Annotated in this window: 14 protein-coding genes; 6 read left to right on the plus strand and 8 right to left on the minus strand. The window is 52.1% G+C overall.

The genetic code is table 11. The features are described 5' to 3' along the window. Positions 1–134: 134 nt before the first annotated feature. The gene (locus K3T82_RS13640) at positions 135–641 is read right to left on the minus strand and encodes a GNAT family N-acetyltransferase (protein ID WP_220193989.1); all 507 of its coding nucleotides are present in this window, start codon (positions 639–641) and stop codon (positions 135–137) included. A 367-nt stretch (positions 642–1,008) separates the two neighbouring features. On the opposite strand from K3T82_RS13640, the gene mutL reads away from it, so the two are divergent. After that, positions 1,009–3,198, plus strand: a complete 2,190-nt coding sequence (gene mutL / locus K3T82_RS13645) for a DNA mismatch repair endonuclease MutL (RefSeq protein WP_220193990.1) — start codon at positions 1,009–1,011, stop codon at positions 3,196–3,198. A gap of 17 nt (positions 3,199–3,215) precedes the next feature. Further along, positions 3,216–5,855, plus strand: a complete 2,640-nt coding sequence (priA, locus tag K3T82_RS13650) for a replication restart helicase PriA (protein ID WP_220193991.1) — start codon at positions 3,216–3,218, stop codon at positions 5,853–5,855. A gap of 95 nt (positions 5,856–5,950) precedes the next feature. Here priA and K3T82_RS13655 read toward each other — a convergent pair whose 3' ends face one another. Further along, on the minus strand, positions 5,951–6,754 hold the full coding sequence (locus K3T82_RS13655) for a sensor domain-containing protein (RefSeq protein WP_220193992.1): 804 nt from the start codon (positions 6,752–6,754) through the stop codon (positions 5,951–5,953). Positions 6,755–6,980: 226 nt separating this feature from the next. On the opposite strand from K3T82_RS13655, the gene K3T82_RS13660 reads away from it, so the two are divergent. The 3 genes from K3T82_RS13660 (at position 6,981) to K3T82_RS13670 (ending at position 9,684) form a co-directional block, all read left to right on the plus strand. Continuing rightward, complete coding sequence (locus K3T82_RS13660) at positions 6,981–7,559, plus strand: O-methyltransferase (protein ID WP_220193993.1); 579 nt, start codon at positions 6,981–6,983, stop codon at positions 7,557–7,559. A gap of 275 nt (positions 7,560–7,834) precedes the next feature. Then, entirely contained in the window at positions 7,835–9,142 is a 1,308-nt protein-coding gene (locus tag K3T82_RS13665) for a replication-associated recombination protein A (protein WP_420799304.1), read from the plus strand. Between the two features lie 62 nt (positions 9,143–9,204). Continuing rightward, positions 9,205–9,684, plus strand: a complete 480-nt coding sequence (locus K3T82_RS13670; RefSeq protein ID WP_220193995.1) for a DinB family protein — start codon at positions 9,205–9,207, stop codon at positions 9,682–9,684. Positions 9,685–9,768: 84 nt separating this feature from the next. Here K3T82_RS13670 and K3T82_RS13675 read toward each other — a convergent pair whose 3' ends face one another. From K3T82_RS13675 to K3T82_RS13685, 3 genes are all read right to left on the minus strand, one after another. Next, positions 9,769–10,281: a chromate transporter gene (locus tag K3T82_RS13675; protein WP_220193996.1), complete on the minus strand. Its 513-nt coding sequence runs from the start codon at positions 10,279–10,281 to the stop codon at positions 9,769–9,771. A 3-nt stretch (positions 10,282–10,284) separates the two neighbouring features. Further along, positions 10,285–10,959, minus strand: a complete 675-nt coding sequence (locus K3T82_RS13680; protein WP_220193997.1) for a chromate transporter — start codon at positions 10,957–10,959, stop codon at positions 10,285–10,287. 103 nt (positions 10,960–11,062) lie between these two features. Then, positions 11,063–12,229, minus strand: a complete 1,167-nt coding sequence (locus K3T82_RS13685; protein ID WP_220193998.1) for a citrate synthase/methylcitrate synthase — start codon at positions 12,227–12,229, stop codon at positions 11,063–11,065. 309 nt (positions 12,230–12,538) lie between these two features. Here K3T82_RS13685 and K3T82_RS13690 point away from each other — a divergent pair, with 309 nt between their 5' ends. Beyond that, positions 12,539–12,832, plus strand: coding sequence for a helix-turn-helix domain-containing protein (locus K3T82_RS13690; RefSeq protein ID WP_220193999.1), 294 nt, complete (start codon positions 12,539–12,541; stop codon positions 12,830–12,832). A 75-nt stretch (positions 12,833–12,907) separates the two neighbouring features. Here K3T82_RS13690 and K3T82_RS13695 read toward each other — a convergent pair whose 3' ends face one another. The 3 genes from K3T82_RS13695 to K3T82_RS13705 all read right to left on the minus strand — a co-directional run bounded on the left by K3T82_RS13695 (position 12,908) and on the right by K3T82_RS13705 (position 16,516). After that, the gene (locus K3T82_RS13695) at positions 12,908–14,332 is read right to left on the minus strand and encodes a DUF58 domain-containing protein (protein WP_220194000.1); all 1,425 of its coding nucleotides are present in this window, start codon (positions 14,330–14,332) and stop codon (positions 12,908–12,910) included. Positions 14,333–14,384: 52 nt separating this feature from the next. Beyond that, the gene (locus K3T82_RS13700; protein ID WP_220194001.1) at positions 14,385–15,344 is read right to left on the minus strand and encodes an AAA family ATPase; all 960 of its coding nucleotides are present in this window, start codon (positions 15,342–15,344) and stop codon (positions 14,385–14,387) included. Between the two features lie 350 nt (positions 15,345–15,694). Next, a complete protein-coding gene (locus tag K3T82_RS13705; RefSeq protein WP_220194002.1) occupies positions 15,695–16,516 on the minus strand; it encodes a hypothetical protein in 822 nt (273 codons plus the stop codon). Positions 16,517–16,530 lie beyond the last annotated feature (14 nt).

A 16,530-nucleotide genomic window follows, 5' to 3' on the forward strand; every position in this document is an offset into this window, starting at 1 on the left:
AATGGAAAGCTGGCAAAATGGGTGGTGAAGGGGGAAGGTTGAAGCTGATTGGATTGCTTATAAATTGCCATGAGAAAGGAACCTCCACCGCTACTTGACCACCCTGTCAATTCCTACAAATTCGCGTAGATAGTTTAGTCTAACTTGAGGAGAAGCTCTTCGATCTCCTCATTGCGTGCGTTGGCGAATCCTCTGTCCTCGCCGATTGGATTAAAACCACACTTCGCCAGTACCCGCAGAGAGCCAGGATTGTCCTTGGCGGCGCGACCGTAGATAGGCCGTACCTTTTGAAGCTTCAGAAATAATGATAGTGCTCTGGTAGCGATTCCCTGGCCCCAATAGGATTTGCCGATCCAATAAGTAACCTCTGGCCCATCGAAGGCGTCGCTTTTATAGCTCGCGATATGACCCGCCACCTGTCCATGTGCAAGGATGGTTTGATTGTAAGTGGTCTCGTCAGCGAGTATTTTATGCCAGTGTTTCATGAAGGCATCTCTATCCGTGGGGTCTTTTGCTGTGAAGGCTGCCATGTGATTTGCCTCAGGATCTAACTGCTGCTCAAAGAAGAGTGCCAGATCACTCTCCCTCACGTCCCGCAAGACGATATTGCCCTCAGTCTGAAATAACTCGTTGTGTTCCATCTTTTATTCCCTTTGTTTTCCAGGTGCTAGTCAAAGGGCATAGTTTGCCCTATAAAGTTCTTCTTTTTGCAGCCCTTGAAAACGGTAAATATTGAAGAGAACTGGATTGAGTGCTGGTTTTCAGGAGCGTGGATAAAGAGAGGTTGGAAACCAGTTCTTGTATGTAAGTATTTGGGTCTTGGAATTGGGAGCAATGGGACTATTTTGATCGTGTCACCGATGATACTGAGATGCCTCCTGATGACCCTCCAGGCGGCGCTGGATAGCCATTCTTGCTCAGTGCATATCCAAGAGCGGTGTGTTATAATGGCTGAACACTCGTTCTTATTGGTGCCTGGCGTTCTAGCGAAGTGGGGGGAATTCTGTTATGCCTATACGTCAACTTGCGCCTGATGTGGCGGCTAAGATCGCGGCTGGTGAGGTGGTGGAGCGGCCCGCATCGGTGGTCAAAGAGCTGATCGAAAATAGTATTGATGCGGGATCGACACAGATTCGCGTTGATCTGATGAATGGCGGTCTACAACTTATTCGCGTGACTGATAACGGCTCCGGTATCCCACTTGAGGAACTTCCTCTGGCTCTAGAGCGTCATGCGACCAGCAAGGTCTCTGTGATAGATGATCTAGAGCAGATTCATTCCCTCGGTTTCCGAGGGGAGGCTCTGGCGAGTATCGCCGCCGTTGCTGAAGTGACGCTACTGAGTCGTCCGCGTGACACGGAGCAAGGAGCACAGATTAGCGCAGAGTCTGGGCGCATCTCCAATGCTACTCCCGCCGCATCGCCTGTGGGTACTACGATTACGGTACGCAATCTCTTTAGTGCCGTTCCCGCTCGCCTCAAGTTCCTCAAGAGTCGTAATACAGAAGTGAGCCACTGTCATCATCTGCTAGAACAATACGCGCTGGCTTATCCTGAGATTCGCTTTACCGTCACTAGCGAGGGCAAACAGATCTTCGCGACCCCTGGTGATGGTAAGCTCTTTAGCGTACTGGTGCAGGTCTATGGCTTGCAGATCGCCGAACAGATGGTAGAGGTCGATGGCGACGATGAGCATGAGGACGACGGTGAGTATCCTCGCGTTAAGGGTTTTGTTAGCCGCCCCAGTGCGTATAAGAGTACACGTCAGCATATTTCTTTCTTTGTCAATCGGCGTTGGGTACTGAGCCGTATGCTCACGACTGCCGTTGAAGGGGCCTATCACTCACTCTTGCTCAGTGGTCGCCATCCTATCGCTGTAATTAATATTCAGATTGATCCATCGTTCCTCGATGTAAATGTCCATCCTGCTAAGACCGAGATTCGCTTTTTGAAGGAGAGGCGAGTTTTTGCCGCTATCCTGCGAGCTACACGCAAGGCGCTCTTGCAGGAGCCAGAGATGCCTCGCTGGAAGGCGAAGTCGTCGAGTTCCAATACTGACTCTCCTCCCACGTTCGACCAAACGTTGGATGCGGACGAGTCGAGCCAGCAGAGTACGTCGAGTTCTGTAATTCCAGGTGATAACCCCTGGCAGACTGTGACCGAGGAGGAGCATGGCAATCGGCCCCCAGTGCATTCTCGCCTATGGCAGAGTCATGTAGATATCGCTAATCGTGTGAAAGGCTCGCGCTTAGAACAACCAGTTGGGGCCGCGCCTATCGAGACGCAGACTGCGCAAGCTGACCCGACGCTTGCGCAGCCTGATGACGATGATCCGCTCGCGATGCTGCCCCCAATTACACCTATGGAGGCACTACCTCAACCTTCGCCTGAGGCTCCTGCGCGCTCCGAGACGCCTGTCAGCGATAATGATCTACACTCCTTTGATGCCGTACCAAAGTCAATTCCAACTCGGGGTATCCAATTACCTTTTCCCAAGACAGAGAAGCGCGCTGAGTTGTTTCCCTCTCCATCCTTACCTGATAAGGAAACAGTGCCTGCGGAAGTGTTCGCGCAAACGACTTTGCCCGGCCATAGCCTCGCCCCTGAGCAGACCCGTAAGTTCCCGCGCCTGCGCATTGTGGGGCAGCTCTCGCAAAGTTATATCGTGACTGAGGGACCAGATGGGATGTATCTCATTGATCAACATGCTGCTCATGAGCGAATTGTACTTGAGCGTATGGTCGCTGCTATGAAGTCTCGTGCCACAATTTCGCAACTTTTGCTCACCCCTATGGTGCTGACGCTTTCGCCTGTCGAGATTGAGGCTCTGGAGGAGCATGCCGCGCAGTTGCGCCAGATTGGCTTTGAGTTGGAAGTTGTTAACGGTAAGAGCGTCGAGGTGCGTGCTGTCCCCGGCGAATTGGTAAAGCGTCTCGATACTCTTTCACTGCACCAGTTACTTGTAGAACTGACATCTGAAGAGCAACTTGGGCATACTGAGACCTGGGAGGAACGCGCCCTGGCGAATGTGGCCTGCAAGGCAGCGATCAAACAGCACTATTTTCTTGCCATGAGCGAGATGCGTGAGATGCTTGAGCAACTGGAGCAGGTCAATGCCCCCTTTAGCTGCTGCCATGGAAGACCTACGATGATCCGTTTTGGCCTCTCGGAACTGGCCCATGAGTTTGATCGACGCTAGAAGGCGGTAGAACAAGAATGCTGGTGGAAGTCTTGACTACGGCGGGTCGCTGGAACACGGAGCAGCCGCTACTGACTTATCGTGTTCCGACCGCTCTGGAGGCACGCCTGCGTCGAGGACAATTGATAGCGGTCCCCTATGGAGATCGTCTCGACGAGGGGATTGTCTGGCGCGTGCTTGCTGATGATGAGGCTGCTATCTCTTTGCTTGAGGAGGGCATTGAACTGCGTGATCTCAGTAGTATTCTTGACGAGACACCAGCGCTACTCCCTCATCAGTTAGAGCTTGCACGCTGGCTCTCGGAGTACTATGCGACCTCTCTGGCACATACAGTCTTTAATATGCTGACGCCAGGTCTGTTGCAACGTTCGCGTTTTGTCCTCAAGCTCTCGCAGGAGGCGTTGGAGGACGCTATGCGTAGCGCCTCCTCGCAGGATGCCTCGTTACGTCTGCGTGCCCTGCTCGGCCTCCTGCATACTGATGGCTCGCTTGACGTTGAACAACTCAAAAAGATGCTTGGTAAGACCAAAGCTCAGCAGTTACTCAAAGAAATCAAGCAAAGTAATCTTATCGTGCGTGAGCCAGAGCTGGTCGAGGGCCGCGCGAAGATTCGGCTGCGTCGCGCTGTGCGTCTGTTGGTCAAAGGAGAAGAACTACTCATCTGGCGCGAGCAGCTTGAAGAGCGTCTGCGCCACGCCGAGAGTGAAGCTACCGCTGGTAGTGAGGTACCACACTCTGTCAGTGCTTCTCAGGCGACAACAAAGGCATCGGCTAATCCCTGGTCCCTGGGAACTACTGCTAGCGCGACACTTGCGCCACCTGTGCAGAGCAAGGCAGGTCTGATCATTCAGCGCCAGCTTGCTGCTCTGGATCTCTTGCAGCAGAGCTTGAATCGTGGTTCTCCCTGGACGCCTGCCGCCCTCTGTCGCGCCACTGATCTGACTGAGCGCCAACTACGCCAGCTTGAAGATGAGCGTATCATCTCTATCGAGCGCCAGGAACTCAGGCGTGATCCTCTGCAAGGTCGTGCACTTCCCGCCAGCCAGCCATTGACTCTGACTCAAGAGCAAGAGCAGGCCTTACGCGCTGTCCTCGATGCCGTGCGTGAAGGTGAGCAGGGAACGACACCCAAACCTATTCTGCTTCACGGCGTAACCGGAAGTGGCAAGACCGAAATCTACTTACAGGCCCTGGCAGCGATTATTGCCCAGGGGAAGCGTGGGGTTATTCTAGTACCAGAAATTGCCTTGACGACGCAGGCTGTGCAGCGCGTGGCGGGCCGCTTTCCTGATCGTGTTGCTATTATCCATAGCGAACTCAGCGTGGGCGAGCGCTATGATGAGTGGCGGCGCATTCGCGCAGGTCAGGTTGATGTGGTCATTGGCTCACGTTCGGCCCTCTTTGCTCCATTACCCGATCTTGGCCTGATTATCATCGATGAGGAGCATGAGGCCGCGTACAAACAAAGTGAATTGAAGCCAACGTATCATGCGCGTGAGGCTGCGCTCAAACTAGGTGAAATCTTGCGTATCCCGGTGGTGCTGGGTAGCGCCACCCCTGCCGTTGAGTCATATCATCGTGCTGAGCGAGGGCGCTATCAGCTGGTTGAGCTTAAGGGCCGCATAGGGACGACATTGCCACCAGTGGAGATAGTGGACTTGCGCGTTGAACTGCGCGCAGGCCATACTAGCATCATTAGTCGTCGCTTGCATGAGGGCCTGACTAATGTCTTGGAGCAGGGCCAGCAGGCAATTCTGTTCCTGAATCGGCGTGGTGCCGCAAGCTGTATTCTCTGTCGCGATTGCGGCTATACCGCGCTCTGTGAGCATTGCGATATTCCCCTGACCTACCATTCTACCGAGCGCGTGCTAATGTGCCACTATTGCGGTGCGCAGAGCAAGCCTCTACGCTATTGTCCTGCCTGCCAGAGCGCCGAGATTCGTTACTTTGGTCTGGGAACCGAGAAAGTTCAGCGTACGATTCAAAAGATGTTCCCTGAAGCTCGCCTGCTACGCTGGGACCGTGATACCGCGCGTAATCGTCATGCTCATGAAGCGTTGCTTGACCGTTTCGCCAGCCGTCAGGCTGATATCCTTATAGGTACGCAGATGATCGCTAAGGGGTTGGACCTTCCGGGTGTCACGCTGGTTGGTGTTGTTTCCGCCGATATTGCTCTCAATCTGCCTGATTACTCTTCGCCAGAGCGTGCCTTTACGCTGTTGACGCAGGTCGCGGGTCGCGCGGGCCGAGGTAGCGAGGCTGGTCATGTGATTATCCAGACCTTTAATCCCGAACATTTCTGTATCGATACTGCCTCACGTCATAATTATGACGAGTTCTATCGTATGGAGATTGAGACTCGAGAGCGCTATGGTTATCCTCCCTTCCGTCAGTTCGTTAAGTTCACATATAGCCACAGTAATCGCCATCGCTGTCAGCTTGAGGCTATGCGCTTCTCTGAACGGTTGACCCACTGGATCAATCGTCTTGGCCTGGTCAATACTGATATTGTCGGGCCAGCGCCTGCCATGCTAGAGCGTGTTCGCAATAAGTATCGCTGGCAGATGATCGCGCGTGGTCCCGACCTGCATCGACTCCTACGCGTTGTTGATGCGCCCGATTGGGAGATCGATATTGACCCAATCAGTGCCCTATAGTGAGCATAAATAGAGCCAGAGCAAAATTCAAACCATGTTCAATTTCCGAACATGGTTTGAATTTTGCTCTGGCTCGAGTTTCCCTTTTTTGCCTACTATGACAGTGTCCGTGCATAGGGCAAAGGGGCTTCACGCTGTTGTGAGTTTGTCTCCTGCGTGGCATAGCCTCGCTGTGATCGTGAGCCTGCTCCATAAAGATCATCCTTTGGAGTGGGCATTGCCTGTGTATCCGGCCCTAGCATGACGCGTCCAATCAGGCCAGAGATATGAGCTAACCCATTGATGACATAGCGCGCGAGGAAGAAGAAGGCGATGCCTAGTGGAATCCCAACCAGCGAGTGTATAAACATTACAGTATCGAAGTGTCCATTGGCAATGATTGCAAGAAATCCTATGTTGTAGGTGATATCTGGTGTGCTATGCCCCGCCCTTTGGATTTCCTGGAGCACGCTATTAGTCACCAGGTATGTCAGTGGCATGAGAACTCCACCTAGCGCCAGGGCCAGAACCGCGATCACAAATGTAAAGTTAATGATGCTCAATGGTAACTTGAAGAAGAGCATATATAGAAGCCCCTTCCATGTCTGCCCAGATTGTAGGTAACGCCCAAAGCGCCTGCGCAATGTCATTGGCCCCACCTCTGGAGGATACTCTGGAATTGGCATACGCAGCATTGTCTCGATCATCTGTCGTTCGAGTGCGCAAAAGCCCCAGAGCATTGCGAAGGATGCTAGTAGGATTGGCAATCCGATCCAGATTACCATTGTTCCTGTGCCAAGTGCAATCCCTACAATGACAAGTGTAAAGTAGATGATACTCATTGGTAATGAAAGGAGAATGAATGCCGTTTTACCTAAGAGGTGCTTCCTTTCATGCCTTGATTCGTGTATGTTTTCCATCTTTTACAGTTCCCTTTCATGCGATGAAGCAATCACACTTAGAAAATTTTTATCTGCATCTCCACGTATTTATGTTTTGAATCGATAACCTTTTCACACCCATAGAATACAGTGTGCCCTTTACGGGATTATGCCGAAAGTGTTACGATTGTGTGTCAGTTCCATTTGCACTTGCAATGTTGTAGACTGAAGGAGAAATTGCCTTCAAGGATAGGAGGAGATAACTATGCTTACTGCTCATATTCCACCTCCAGCTGCTCTCTCGCTTTTGGAAGCGGAGACGCAGAAGATCGACTTCCCTATGGCATCAGATTCCCTGACTGGAACACTCTTGCGTATGCTTGTCACGAGTAAGCCTGGTGGTCATTTTCTGGAGCTGGGGACCGGAACTGGCATAGGAACAAGCTGGCTGGTTGATGGAATGGATGCCAATGCGCGTCTATTCACGGTCGAGCGCAGCGCTACATTTAGTGAGATCGCGCGCCGCCACCTGGGTTCCGACCCCCGCGTGACCTTCTATCAGGGCGATGGCGCGGAATTCATTCTCGCGCAATCACCCGCAAGCTTCGACCTTATCTTTGCCGATACACCGCCAGGGAAATTTTATTTGTTTGATGAGACCCTGGCTCTGCTCAAGCCAGGAGGGATATATGTTATTGATGACCTGGACCCTCGCCCAACTTGGGATGAAGGCCATGAGACGAAGGTTGAGGCTCTGCTTGCCACGCTTGGACAGAGGTCTGACCTGCGCCTCTGCCACTTAAACTGGGCGTCGGGCTTGTTGCTCGCCACCAAAGTCGTATAATGCACACCTTGTTTAAACACCTGAAAGCGCTCTTGTTGTGACCGCGCTGGTGTTTTGCATAGACCTTATTATTCGTCCTGTGGCTCATAAACGTTTGTGGCTGTGCTAGCAGGTACGTGGAGGATGTTGCTATGCCAGAACAGATCTCTCTCTTTGGAGATACCCAACCCACGGAAGATAATGCAAATAGCAAGACACGCTCAAGCCGGAGCTCGAAGGCACCCTCTACTTCTCAAGAGGAAAGCAATCAGATAGGCGAACCTCTGGCCTCGCGTATGCGCCCGCGTACATTGGACGAGATTGTGGGTCAAGAGCACCTATTGGGGCCTGATAAGCTCCTACGCCGCACGATAGAGGCTGGTCGGGTGACTTCTATGCTCTTCTGGGGACCACCTGGAAGCGGTAAGACCACACTCTCTGAGGCTATCGCGCGTCACACAGATGCCCGCTTTGTCACGCTGAGCGCTGTTTCGGCAGGTGTTGCTGATCTACGCCGCATTGCCGATGAGGCTGCGAAACTCCGTCAGTTCTCACGTCGTCGTACTATCCTCTTTATTGACGAAATCCACCGCTTCAACAAGGCCCAACAGGATGCCATTCTGCCACACGTTGAGCGCGGTACAGTCACGCTCATTGGGGCAACGACGGAAAACCCTAGCTTTGAAGTCAATGGAGCCCTCCTCTCGCGTTGCCGTGTTTTTGTTCTTCAGGCTCTTGAAGAGAAGCAGATTATACGCCTTCTCAATCGTGCTCTGGAGGACAGCGAGCGAGGTCTTGGTCAGCACCACCTGACGGCAGATGAAGATGCGCTCCAGGCTATTGCTATCTATGCCAATGGTGATGCGCGTACCGCTCTCAACGTTCTCGAACTAACAGCCCAGGGGGCTTTGAGTTCCAACGATGCCACCACGCGGCATATCACGTTAGCCCTCGTTGAGGAGGTCATGCAACATCGTGCCTTGCTCTATGATAAGGCTGGTGATCAGCATTACGATACTATTTCAGCTTTGCATAAGGCCGTGCGCGGATCTGATCCAGATGGTAGCCTCTACTGGCTTGTACGTATGCTTGAAGCGGGAGAAGATCCACTCTACATTGCTCGTCGTATAGTGCGCATGGCTGCTGAGGATATCGGTCTCGCTGACCCGCAGGCCCTCGCGCTCTGCGTGGCGGCTCAGCAGGCCACACACTTTATCGGGATGCCCGAGGCTGGTGTTGTCCTCGCCGAAGCTGTAACCTATCTGGCGGCGGCACCCAAAAGCAATGCTGTCTATAATGCCTATAGTCAGGTGCGCGCCGAAGTTATCAATGGCCCTACTGATCCCGTTCCTCTCTGGATACGCAATGCTCCAACGACGTTGATGAAGAACCTGGGTTACGGCAAAGATTATAAGTATGCTCATGATGTCTATAAAGATATGGAGAGTGAAGATCCCGAACGCCCACCTGTACTAAAAGTGCAAGAATATCTGCCAGAGCGCCTCGCGGATCAGCGTTTCTATGAGCCTGGGAACCAGGGGAAGGAGGCTAGCATTAAGCGCTGGCTTGCTCAGCGCCGCGATCCAGAGCAGGATGAGTCATAATATAGAGAGTCTTTATTTTGTCTACTCACGCTGTAGATCTCATCATGGAAAGGAGTGCTGACATGGCTAATATGAAAACCCTGGTCTTCATCTTCAAGAGAAACCATGACGTTATTCTCATGCATACAAGCGATCTGACCACCGAGGAGAGTCTTGTACTGCCACCAGATGGTGGCAACTGCTTGAACTGGGTACTTGGGCATGTTCTCGTGCATCGCGATATTTCTCTTCGCCTCCTGGGGGCAGAGGAACTCCTGAGTCCGAGCGAGCGCGAAGTCTACCAGCGGCAATCTGAGCATCTGAGCGGACCTGAGCGCGCGAGCTCCCTGAAGCATCTGCTGGATCTGCTACGTATCTCCAATCAGCGTCTGCTAGCCGCTCTTGAACAGATCAGCCCGGAAGTGCTCGTCCAGCCTTCTGGTCCTGACGGCAAGCGCACCCTTGGAGAGGTGCTTGAACAACTCCAATGGCACGAAACCTACCATACTGGTCAATTCGAGCTTCTACGTCATGTTGCAGGCAAGCATGAGAAATTAATCTAGCCTAACAAAAAACTGAGCGCGAGAGCGCTAGCCGCCGAAAGGCGGCGTTGTTTTATGTCTAAGACCCAGCCTTGCAAAATGGTGCTACCTGTACAGGAAATAGCCAGCAATGCCTGCCAGTATCAAGATGCCGATCAGATTTACCTTTTTGGTCGCGCCTAACAGGGCCGCGACTCCTGCGATAATCCAGCCGCGCCAATCGATGTCGGGCTGCCTGATAATTGACCATACAACCGTGAGCAGAATGCCAACAACTGCCAGCGATATCCCGCGCATAAAGCCAGGCACCCAACGTTGACGTTCAATCATGCCATAGCCTGCCGAGACAAGTAGGACCGGAAGCGCCGTGAGTGTAATCGCCAGTAGAGCCATAAGCGCCCCTGGGACACCATAAGTCAGATAGCCTAGACTGATGACCCATAGTCCATTTGGCCCTGGACTAAGCTGTCCAATAGCGATGGACTCTCCGAAGGCGCTCTCCTGAGCCCAGCCGCGTGCTATCAAGTCTTGATGCAGGCTCGGCAAATTACTTAATCCACCACTTGAGAAGAGGGATGCTTTGAGAAAAAGCAGGAAGTACAACAGTGGGTCAATCATAGATTACCTTCCCTCCTTTTTCAGAGGACCTTCTGAGTTGCCTGCTTGCCGTGCTACCTCATCAGGTTTACCGCGCCAAGAGGTGAAGATAAGCATTGATATGAGAGCGGTACCTACCAGTACCGGGATAACAGAGATTTGGAGCACAATAATTGTTATCGCACAGATTATGATTAGCGAAGAGCAGATCAGTAACGTCTTCCATCCTTCCGTATGGGCCTGTTGTAAGAGTGGCTGAGCGAAGCGCGCACCCACTAGTAGCATAAGTCCCGCCGTTGCTGGAACAACGCCACGCATGACCGCCTGCACTACGGGATTGTCCTGAATAGATGAGAACAGCGCTGTCAACAGGCAGGTTACCCCTGCGCTGGGAAGAAGCAAGCCGGTCAGTGACACTACTATGCCCCATGTTCCACCCAGTTTGCGCCCGATCAAAACTGTCATGCCGATTAAGTTGATTCCTGGATTAAATACGCATAGATTCCAGAAATGAGCATACTCTTCCATGGTAATATAGTGGTGCTTATCAATAAATGTGCTCTGAATGAGAAAGGTCGTTGAGGAGCCGCCACCGAATGATTGTAGCCCGATCAGGCTCCAGAGGCCGAGTAGTTTCCAGTTTGAGGGTTGGATTGAGGGTGGTCGCGTTGATGAAGCGGGCGGTGTCTGTGTTTGCATGCGAGATCGTCCTTATTTGATGTGGCGAATAGAACAACGGCAGAGGGCGGTCGATACCGACCGCCCTCGTAGAGTAAAATGTCAGCGTGCCGTGTGAGGGCCTCTATCGCTCATTCAGTGGCTTGAACGCCAGATCCGTTGGGCCTGTGTACTCCGCCTCTGGGCGGATCAAGCGGTTATTGTTGATCTGTTCCAGCACATGCGCGCTCCAACCTGCAACGCGGCTCACCGCGAATGTTGGCGTGAAGAGATCTCCCTTGAGGCCAACTGAAGCCATCAGCGCTGCAGAGTAATATTCGACGTTTGTATAAAGGCGGCGACCAGGCTTCAACTCCTCCAAAATTGCGATAGCTAGCTCTTCGACGCCCCGTGTGAAGACAAAGCCATTCGCGTCAGCCAGGCGAGCCATCTCTCTTAGCTCTTCCGCGCGTGGATCGGTCGTCTTATAGACACGGTGCCCAAAGCCCATCAGCTTCTTGCCTGTAGACACGGCCTCGCGAATCCAGGCATCGGCCTTTTCAAGCGTGCCAATCTCCCGCAGCATATCCTGCACCTTCGAGGGTGCGCCCCCATGCAGTGGTCCCTTGAGCGCTCCAATCGCAGCCACAATTGAGGAGGATATATCCGATTCTGTGCTGGCGACGATACGAGCTGTGAAGGTTGAGGCGTTCATGCCATGATCTGCTAATAAAACCAGATAGGCGTTGAGGCCCTTCACATGTTCTTCAGAAGGTATTTCGCCTGTCAGAAGATAGAGATAGTTCGCGGCATGCCCCAGTTCCGGTTTTGATTCGAGTGGCTCTAATCCACGGCGCAAGCGATCGAAGGCTGCCAGGAAGAGTGGGAAACGAGCTGTCAGGGCAATGGCCTGATCAATGGTTGGCTTACCCTGGATAGCGACCGCGCCCCAGGCTGAGACTGCCGTACGTAGGGCATCCATAGGTTCGGTGCTGGCAGGTAATGAGCGCAAGGTTACCATAACATTTTCCGGAATGGTACGCTCTGTCGCGAAGCGCTCCTGAAGTTGTTCTAACTCTCGTTTGTTAGGCAAATGCCCGAACCAGAGCAGGTGAACAATTTCTTCAAAGATCGTTGTGCGAGCCAGGTCATGTATGTTATAGCCACGATAGATGAGTCTACCTATCTCTCCCTCAACCTTACTAATCGCAGTTGTCGCGGCTACAATGCCCTCAAGCCCACCTTTGTTTTTGGTGGCAGAGGTGGTTTCTTTCTGCGATATCTGGCTATTGCTGGAAATTGGCGTTGACATACTTCGTGTGCTCCTTTGCTAGAGTATGTGTATATCCAAGTTTGTGTTTAAACATTCGGCTTGCTCTTTTCTATGTTGTATCATGTGCTATGATGAATGTCAATTAAATTCGATTTCATTTGTCAAACTTTAGCGAAACTTGATAATACTCGATTTAGGTTGATTGAACCAGCGAGGAGTGGTTCGTTATTGCCTTTCCTTGCTGGTCCTGCCTGCTACATCGGTAGATTGACAAAATGTGTACTGCTCATTATCATTGGGAAAATAGGAGCAAAGCTACCGCATTTATGCACGGAAGGAGGGTGTACCATGCTCGAATTAAATGGGGAGAACTATCTAAATGGAAAAGAAGCTTCTCATTTTCTTGGCGTAAAGCTATCGACGTTATATACCTATGTGAGCCGTGGCCTCTTGCGCAGTTATCGGCAGGGGATCAAGCGTCAACGGCTCTATAAGCAAGTGGAATTGGAGGCACTCCTCCAGCTTCGCCCTAGCAACATCAATCCTGAGCCTGAGTCAGAAGATAATCTTTCTACACCCTCCCCACGAACTGGTCGGGGAGATGACCTTCCTCACGCTGAAGACTGGGTTCCTAACATTTAGATGTATGCATAGAGACCGGGGAGAAACGCGATACATCTCTCTCCCTGGTCTCTATGCATTTCTTGTCTATCGCCTCTACAGACTCAAGCTTTGTTCTGCCCGTATTGGGCGAGCATCACCAGAAAGCTCATCGGCGTTGGGAGTGGCGGTCTCTGTATAGGGAGCCAGGAGCCTCTGCCAGAGTTCTTCACCTCCTACATGGTGTATGCTGATCCCTGCTACCCTTTGTGGCGGTGGTGTGTCATTAATAAAGAGGACACTGATGGCGTGCCCGCGCCGTCGTAGTTGTACCAAACGGTCAAGCATGCGATCACCGAGGGTGCTGGTGATGAGCACGACAGTGGCGCCGTTGGGGAGGCGTGAACTCTCCGCCTGTAAGACCTCTTCGATGGGTGCTCCAAAGTAGCCTTGAACGCGTGCCAGCATCTCCATTACATTTTTGCGCTGCTCTTCGCTACTAGAGGCTGGAAGGCGAATGCGCCTCCTGTTGAGTTGCTGGGCTAGTTCGGCCTCCGGCTCGACTTCGCTCTTTTGCGGCTCTATGTAGCGTCGTCCAATAGCCAGTTCCTCGTCTGGCATATTCATAATGGTGTTCGCGTATAGCCCAACCGCGTAACTATTGTCGAGCGCCCAGTTTGTCAGCGACGCGGCAACACAGATCGCTAACTCCTGGAGTTCAGGATGGATCGCATAGTATGCGTCGGCTCGCGTATCGATATTGAGGAATAATTCCAGGGTGAAGGTGGTGGTGGCGTCATAGACCTTGCTCTGCATCTGCATACTGCGCGCGGTAGCCTTCCAGTGGACGCGACGCATACTATCCCCATAGCGGTAATCCCGCACACCAATGATTCGTGAAGGATCTTCAAGGAGGCGGCGAGGAGCGCGATAATCCCCAAAGGGATGACGCGCGGGCAAGCCAAAGCTATCTAATGGGACCACCAGGGGATAGACAAGCAGGTATTGGTGGTTGTTAAGCTCCTGATCCTGTGTGATGAAGCCGAAGGCATCGCCGCTATGTAATTTGGTAGGCCCGAAGGTATGAATGCCCCGCTGGATGCAACGCACTGTGTAGTTACGTGTGACGCGCTCGTACCACCTTGGGCTGAAGAGGCATTCAAGCATCGCCAGATTGCTGAGGGGTGCGCTCCGTAACTCCTGCTCCTTGAGGGGCAATGAGCGTGGCAGCAGATCTTCTACCTCTAACCAGGGCAGCGGCAGAATTTTACCATTTTCGACTGTAATTGACATGGTAACGTCTTCACCAAAGAGAACCCGCTTCTGGCTAAACTTACGTTGATAGCGCAGATCAATCAAGCAGTAGTGAGACCAGATATCTGTCGTGATAATAATCAACAAGAGCAGAACACCCACTACGACTAGCAGGGGTTGGCGTATGATAATGCCCAGCAGAACCAGTAGCACGCAGAGCGTGTACCAGATACCATCTGTAATGCCTTTGCCGCGAATAAACGCGCGACCCTGTCGTGGACTTTGCATAAGACCATCTCCCTATGCGAAAACCTGAGCGCGTTGGTTTTCGCATAAGACTTTATGATTCTACTGGAACTGCGACGCTCTGTAATATCTCTTCAATGATCTGCTCCATGACCTGCCCATGTAAGCGTGTCTGGCTGGTGGCGATCATGCGATGCGACAATACTGGCACCGCCACATGCTTCACGTCGTCTGGAATGATATAGGTGCGTCCCTGGAGCGCAGCGTATGCCTGACTGGCACGATAGAGCGCTAACGTACCACGTGGGCTAACGCCTAGCTCAATACTGTTATGTGTTCGGGTCGCTGCCACTAGTTCGATAATGTAGCTCTCGACGCTTGGCTCAACATGGATACGTCGAATGAGCTTCTGGAGCTTGAGTAGCCATTCAGTGCTCAGTACTGGTTGAAGCTCTTCCAGAGGTTGGGCCTCCTTGAAGCGTTGTAGGATTAGGCGCTCTTCGTCTTTACTAGGATAGTGCAGACGTAGGCGTAAGAGAAAGCGGTCTAGCTGTGCTTCTGGTAGCGGGAAGGTTCCCTCTAATTCAACTGGGTTCTGGGTTGCGATCACCATAAAAGGCCGTGGTAGTTTCAGCGTCTCACGCTCTACGCTAACCTGGCGTTCCTCCATAGCTTCCAAGAGTGCTGATTGTGTACGCGGTGTAGCGCGGTTAATCTCGTCCGCGAGTACAATCTGTGTCAGCAATGGACCAGGACGGAACTCAAACTCACCCTTCTTCTGATTATAAAAGGTAATGCCGGTGATGTCCGAGGGGAGCAGATCAGGCGTGAACTGAATGCGTTGAAAGCTACAGCCAAGAGATCTTGCTAGTGATTTCGCCAGTGTCGTCTTGCCAATTCCTGGTACATCCTCAAAAAGGACATGCCCTTCACATAGTAAGGCTACCATGAGCAGGTCAATTACCTCTTCTTTGCCTACAATGACCCGCCCTACGCTCTGGCGCACTACGCGCACAGCCTCCTGAAGCTGCTTGATATCATCGGTTTGTGTCATAGACCACCTTACACATGCTTGCAAGTTTCAATATTGTATTCTCTTAAACGAAAATTTAATAGCGAGAGAAGATCCAAGAATACATTTTGCATATGATTGTAGCACTATCTCTCTCCTTATTCTTGAGAGTATACGCTCAAAGCAAGAGAAAAATCACGACTCGTTAGAAATAGCGTCTATAAACCGATTTGTGTTTATCATCATGCACAGAGATGCCTTACTAGCTCTCGCATAGCCATCTTGCCTCACCAATAGCAGCAGTCAGGGGCATATAGAGGAGTGTCCGGTGGATGGCTGATAGCTATGGCCGTCCACCGGACACTCCTCTATGCGCTGTTGATGCGTGTCATTTATGACACGGTTATTTTCACGTTCACAGGGGCCGATTGGACCGTTTGTCCATTCTGGTCCGTCGCTATTGCTATGATCTGCGCGGTTGTGGTTTGGGTTGCTATAACTTGTGCGTTCCAGGTCAATTGAGCTATTCCATTCTCTCCGGTTGTTTTGCTTCCATTGCCGCTGCCAATGAATGGGGCGGCCTGGTAACGTACAGAGAGGCGCACATTAACATTAGGTTGGCTTGTGACCGTAACCGTAACCGTCGAGTTGTTAACGACACTTGCAGGCACGTCTGTAATCTGAACTGCAAGCGGCCCATTGGTGATTGGTGTCGGTGTCGCGGTTGGCGATGGCGTTGGTGAGGGTGTTGGGCTTGGGGTTGGTGATGGCGTTGGTGATGGCGTTGGGCTTGTCTGCGCGGTTGCCGTACTCGTCTGGGAAAGGTTGGGACCATGTGCCTGTGGTCCTGATCCATTGGAGCCATTCTGGGCTTGTGTCAGATAATTGCCAACGATAATAGCAAAGGCCAGGCTTGCGAGTAGGACCAGGCTAATTGCAAACATGAGAAAGCGGTATGCCGGGTCCTTGTGCCAGTAGTAACCTAATTTGGCGAAGAGATTACGTGGAACAGCTGGATCAGCCTGATTGCGTGCCAGGTTAGCAGGCCCTCCTGTTTGTTGTGGCTGTGCACTATATGTATGATATGTCATGTCCTCATGATATGGTGTATTCTGCTGCGTTGGTATGGGTGAATGGCCCGTTTCCTGTGGTCCTGGCAGTATGAGTTTATCCTGCGAGGGGTCCGGTGTGGGCATGCCCGGATGCTGATCCATTGTTACATTCCTCC

It is taken from the genome of Ktedonospora formicarum, assembly GCF_016587355.1.
Classification (GTDB): domain Bacteria; phylum Chloroflexota; class Ktedonobacteria; order Ktedonobacterales; family Ktedonobacteraceae; genus Ktedonobacter; species Ktedonobacter formicarum.

Coding starts and splice junctions, on each gene's coding strand:
- K3T82_RS13640 (WP_220193989.1), bottom strand. CDS start 641: ATGGAACACAACGAGTTATTTCAGACTGAGGGCAATATCGTCTTGCGG.
- mutL (WP_220193990.1), top strand. CDS start 1,009: ATGCCTATACGTCAACTTGCGCCTGATGTGGCGGCTAAGATCGCGGCT.
- priA (WP_220193991.1), top strand. CDS start 3,216: ATGCTGGTGGAAGTCTTGACTACGGCGGGTCGCTGGAACACGGAGCAG.
- K3T82_RS13655 (WP_220193992.1), bottom strand. CDS start 6,754: ATGGAAAACATACACGAATCAAGGCATGAAAGGAAGCACCTCTTAGGT.
- K3T82_RS13660 (WP_220193993.1), top strand. CDS start 6,981: ATGCTTACTGCTCATATTCCACCTCCAGCTGCTCTCTCGCTTTTGGAA.
- K3T82_RS13665 (WP_420799304.1), top strand. CDS start 7,835: ATGCGCCCGCGTACATTGGACGAGATTGTGGGTCAAGAGCACCTATTG.
- K3T82_RS13670 (WP_220193995.1), top strand. CDS start 9,205: ATGGCTAATATGAAAACCCTGGTCTTCATCTTCAAGAGAAACCATGAC.
- K3T82_RS13675 (WP_220193996.1), bottom strand. CDS start 10,281: ATGATTGACCCACTGTTGTACTTCCTGCTTTTTCTCAAAGCATCCCTC.
- K3T82_RS13680 (WP_220193997.1), bottom strand. CDS start 10,959: ATGCAAACACAGACACCGCCCGCTTCATCAACGCGACCACCCTCAATC.
- K3T82_RS13685 (WP_220193998.1), bottom strand. CDS start 12,229: ATGTCAACGCCAATTTCCAGCAATAGCCAGATATCGCAGAAAGAAACC.
- K3T82_RS13690 (WP_220193999.1), top strand. CDS start 12,539: ATGCTCGAATTAAATGGGGAGAACTATCTAAATGGAAAAGAAGCTTCT.
- K3T82_RS13695 (WP_220194000.1), bottom strand. CDS start 14,332: ATGCAAAGTCCACGACAGGGTCGCGCGTTTATTCGCGGCAAAGGCATT.
- K3T82_RS13700 (WP_220194001.1), bottom strand. CDS start 15,344: ATGACACAAACCGATGATATCAAGCAGCTTCAGGAGGCTGTGCGCGTA.
- K3T82_RS13705 (WP_220194002.1), bottom strand. CDS start 16,516: ATGGATCAGCATCCGGGCATGCCCACACCGGACCCCTCGCAGGATAAA.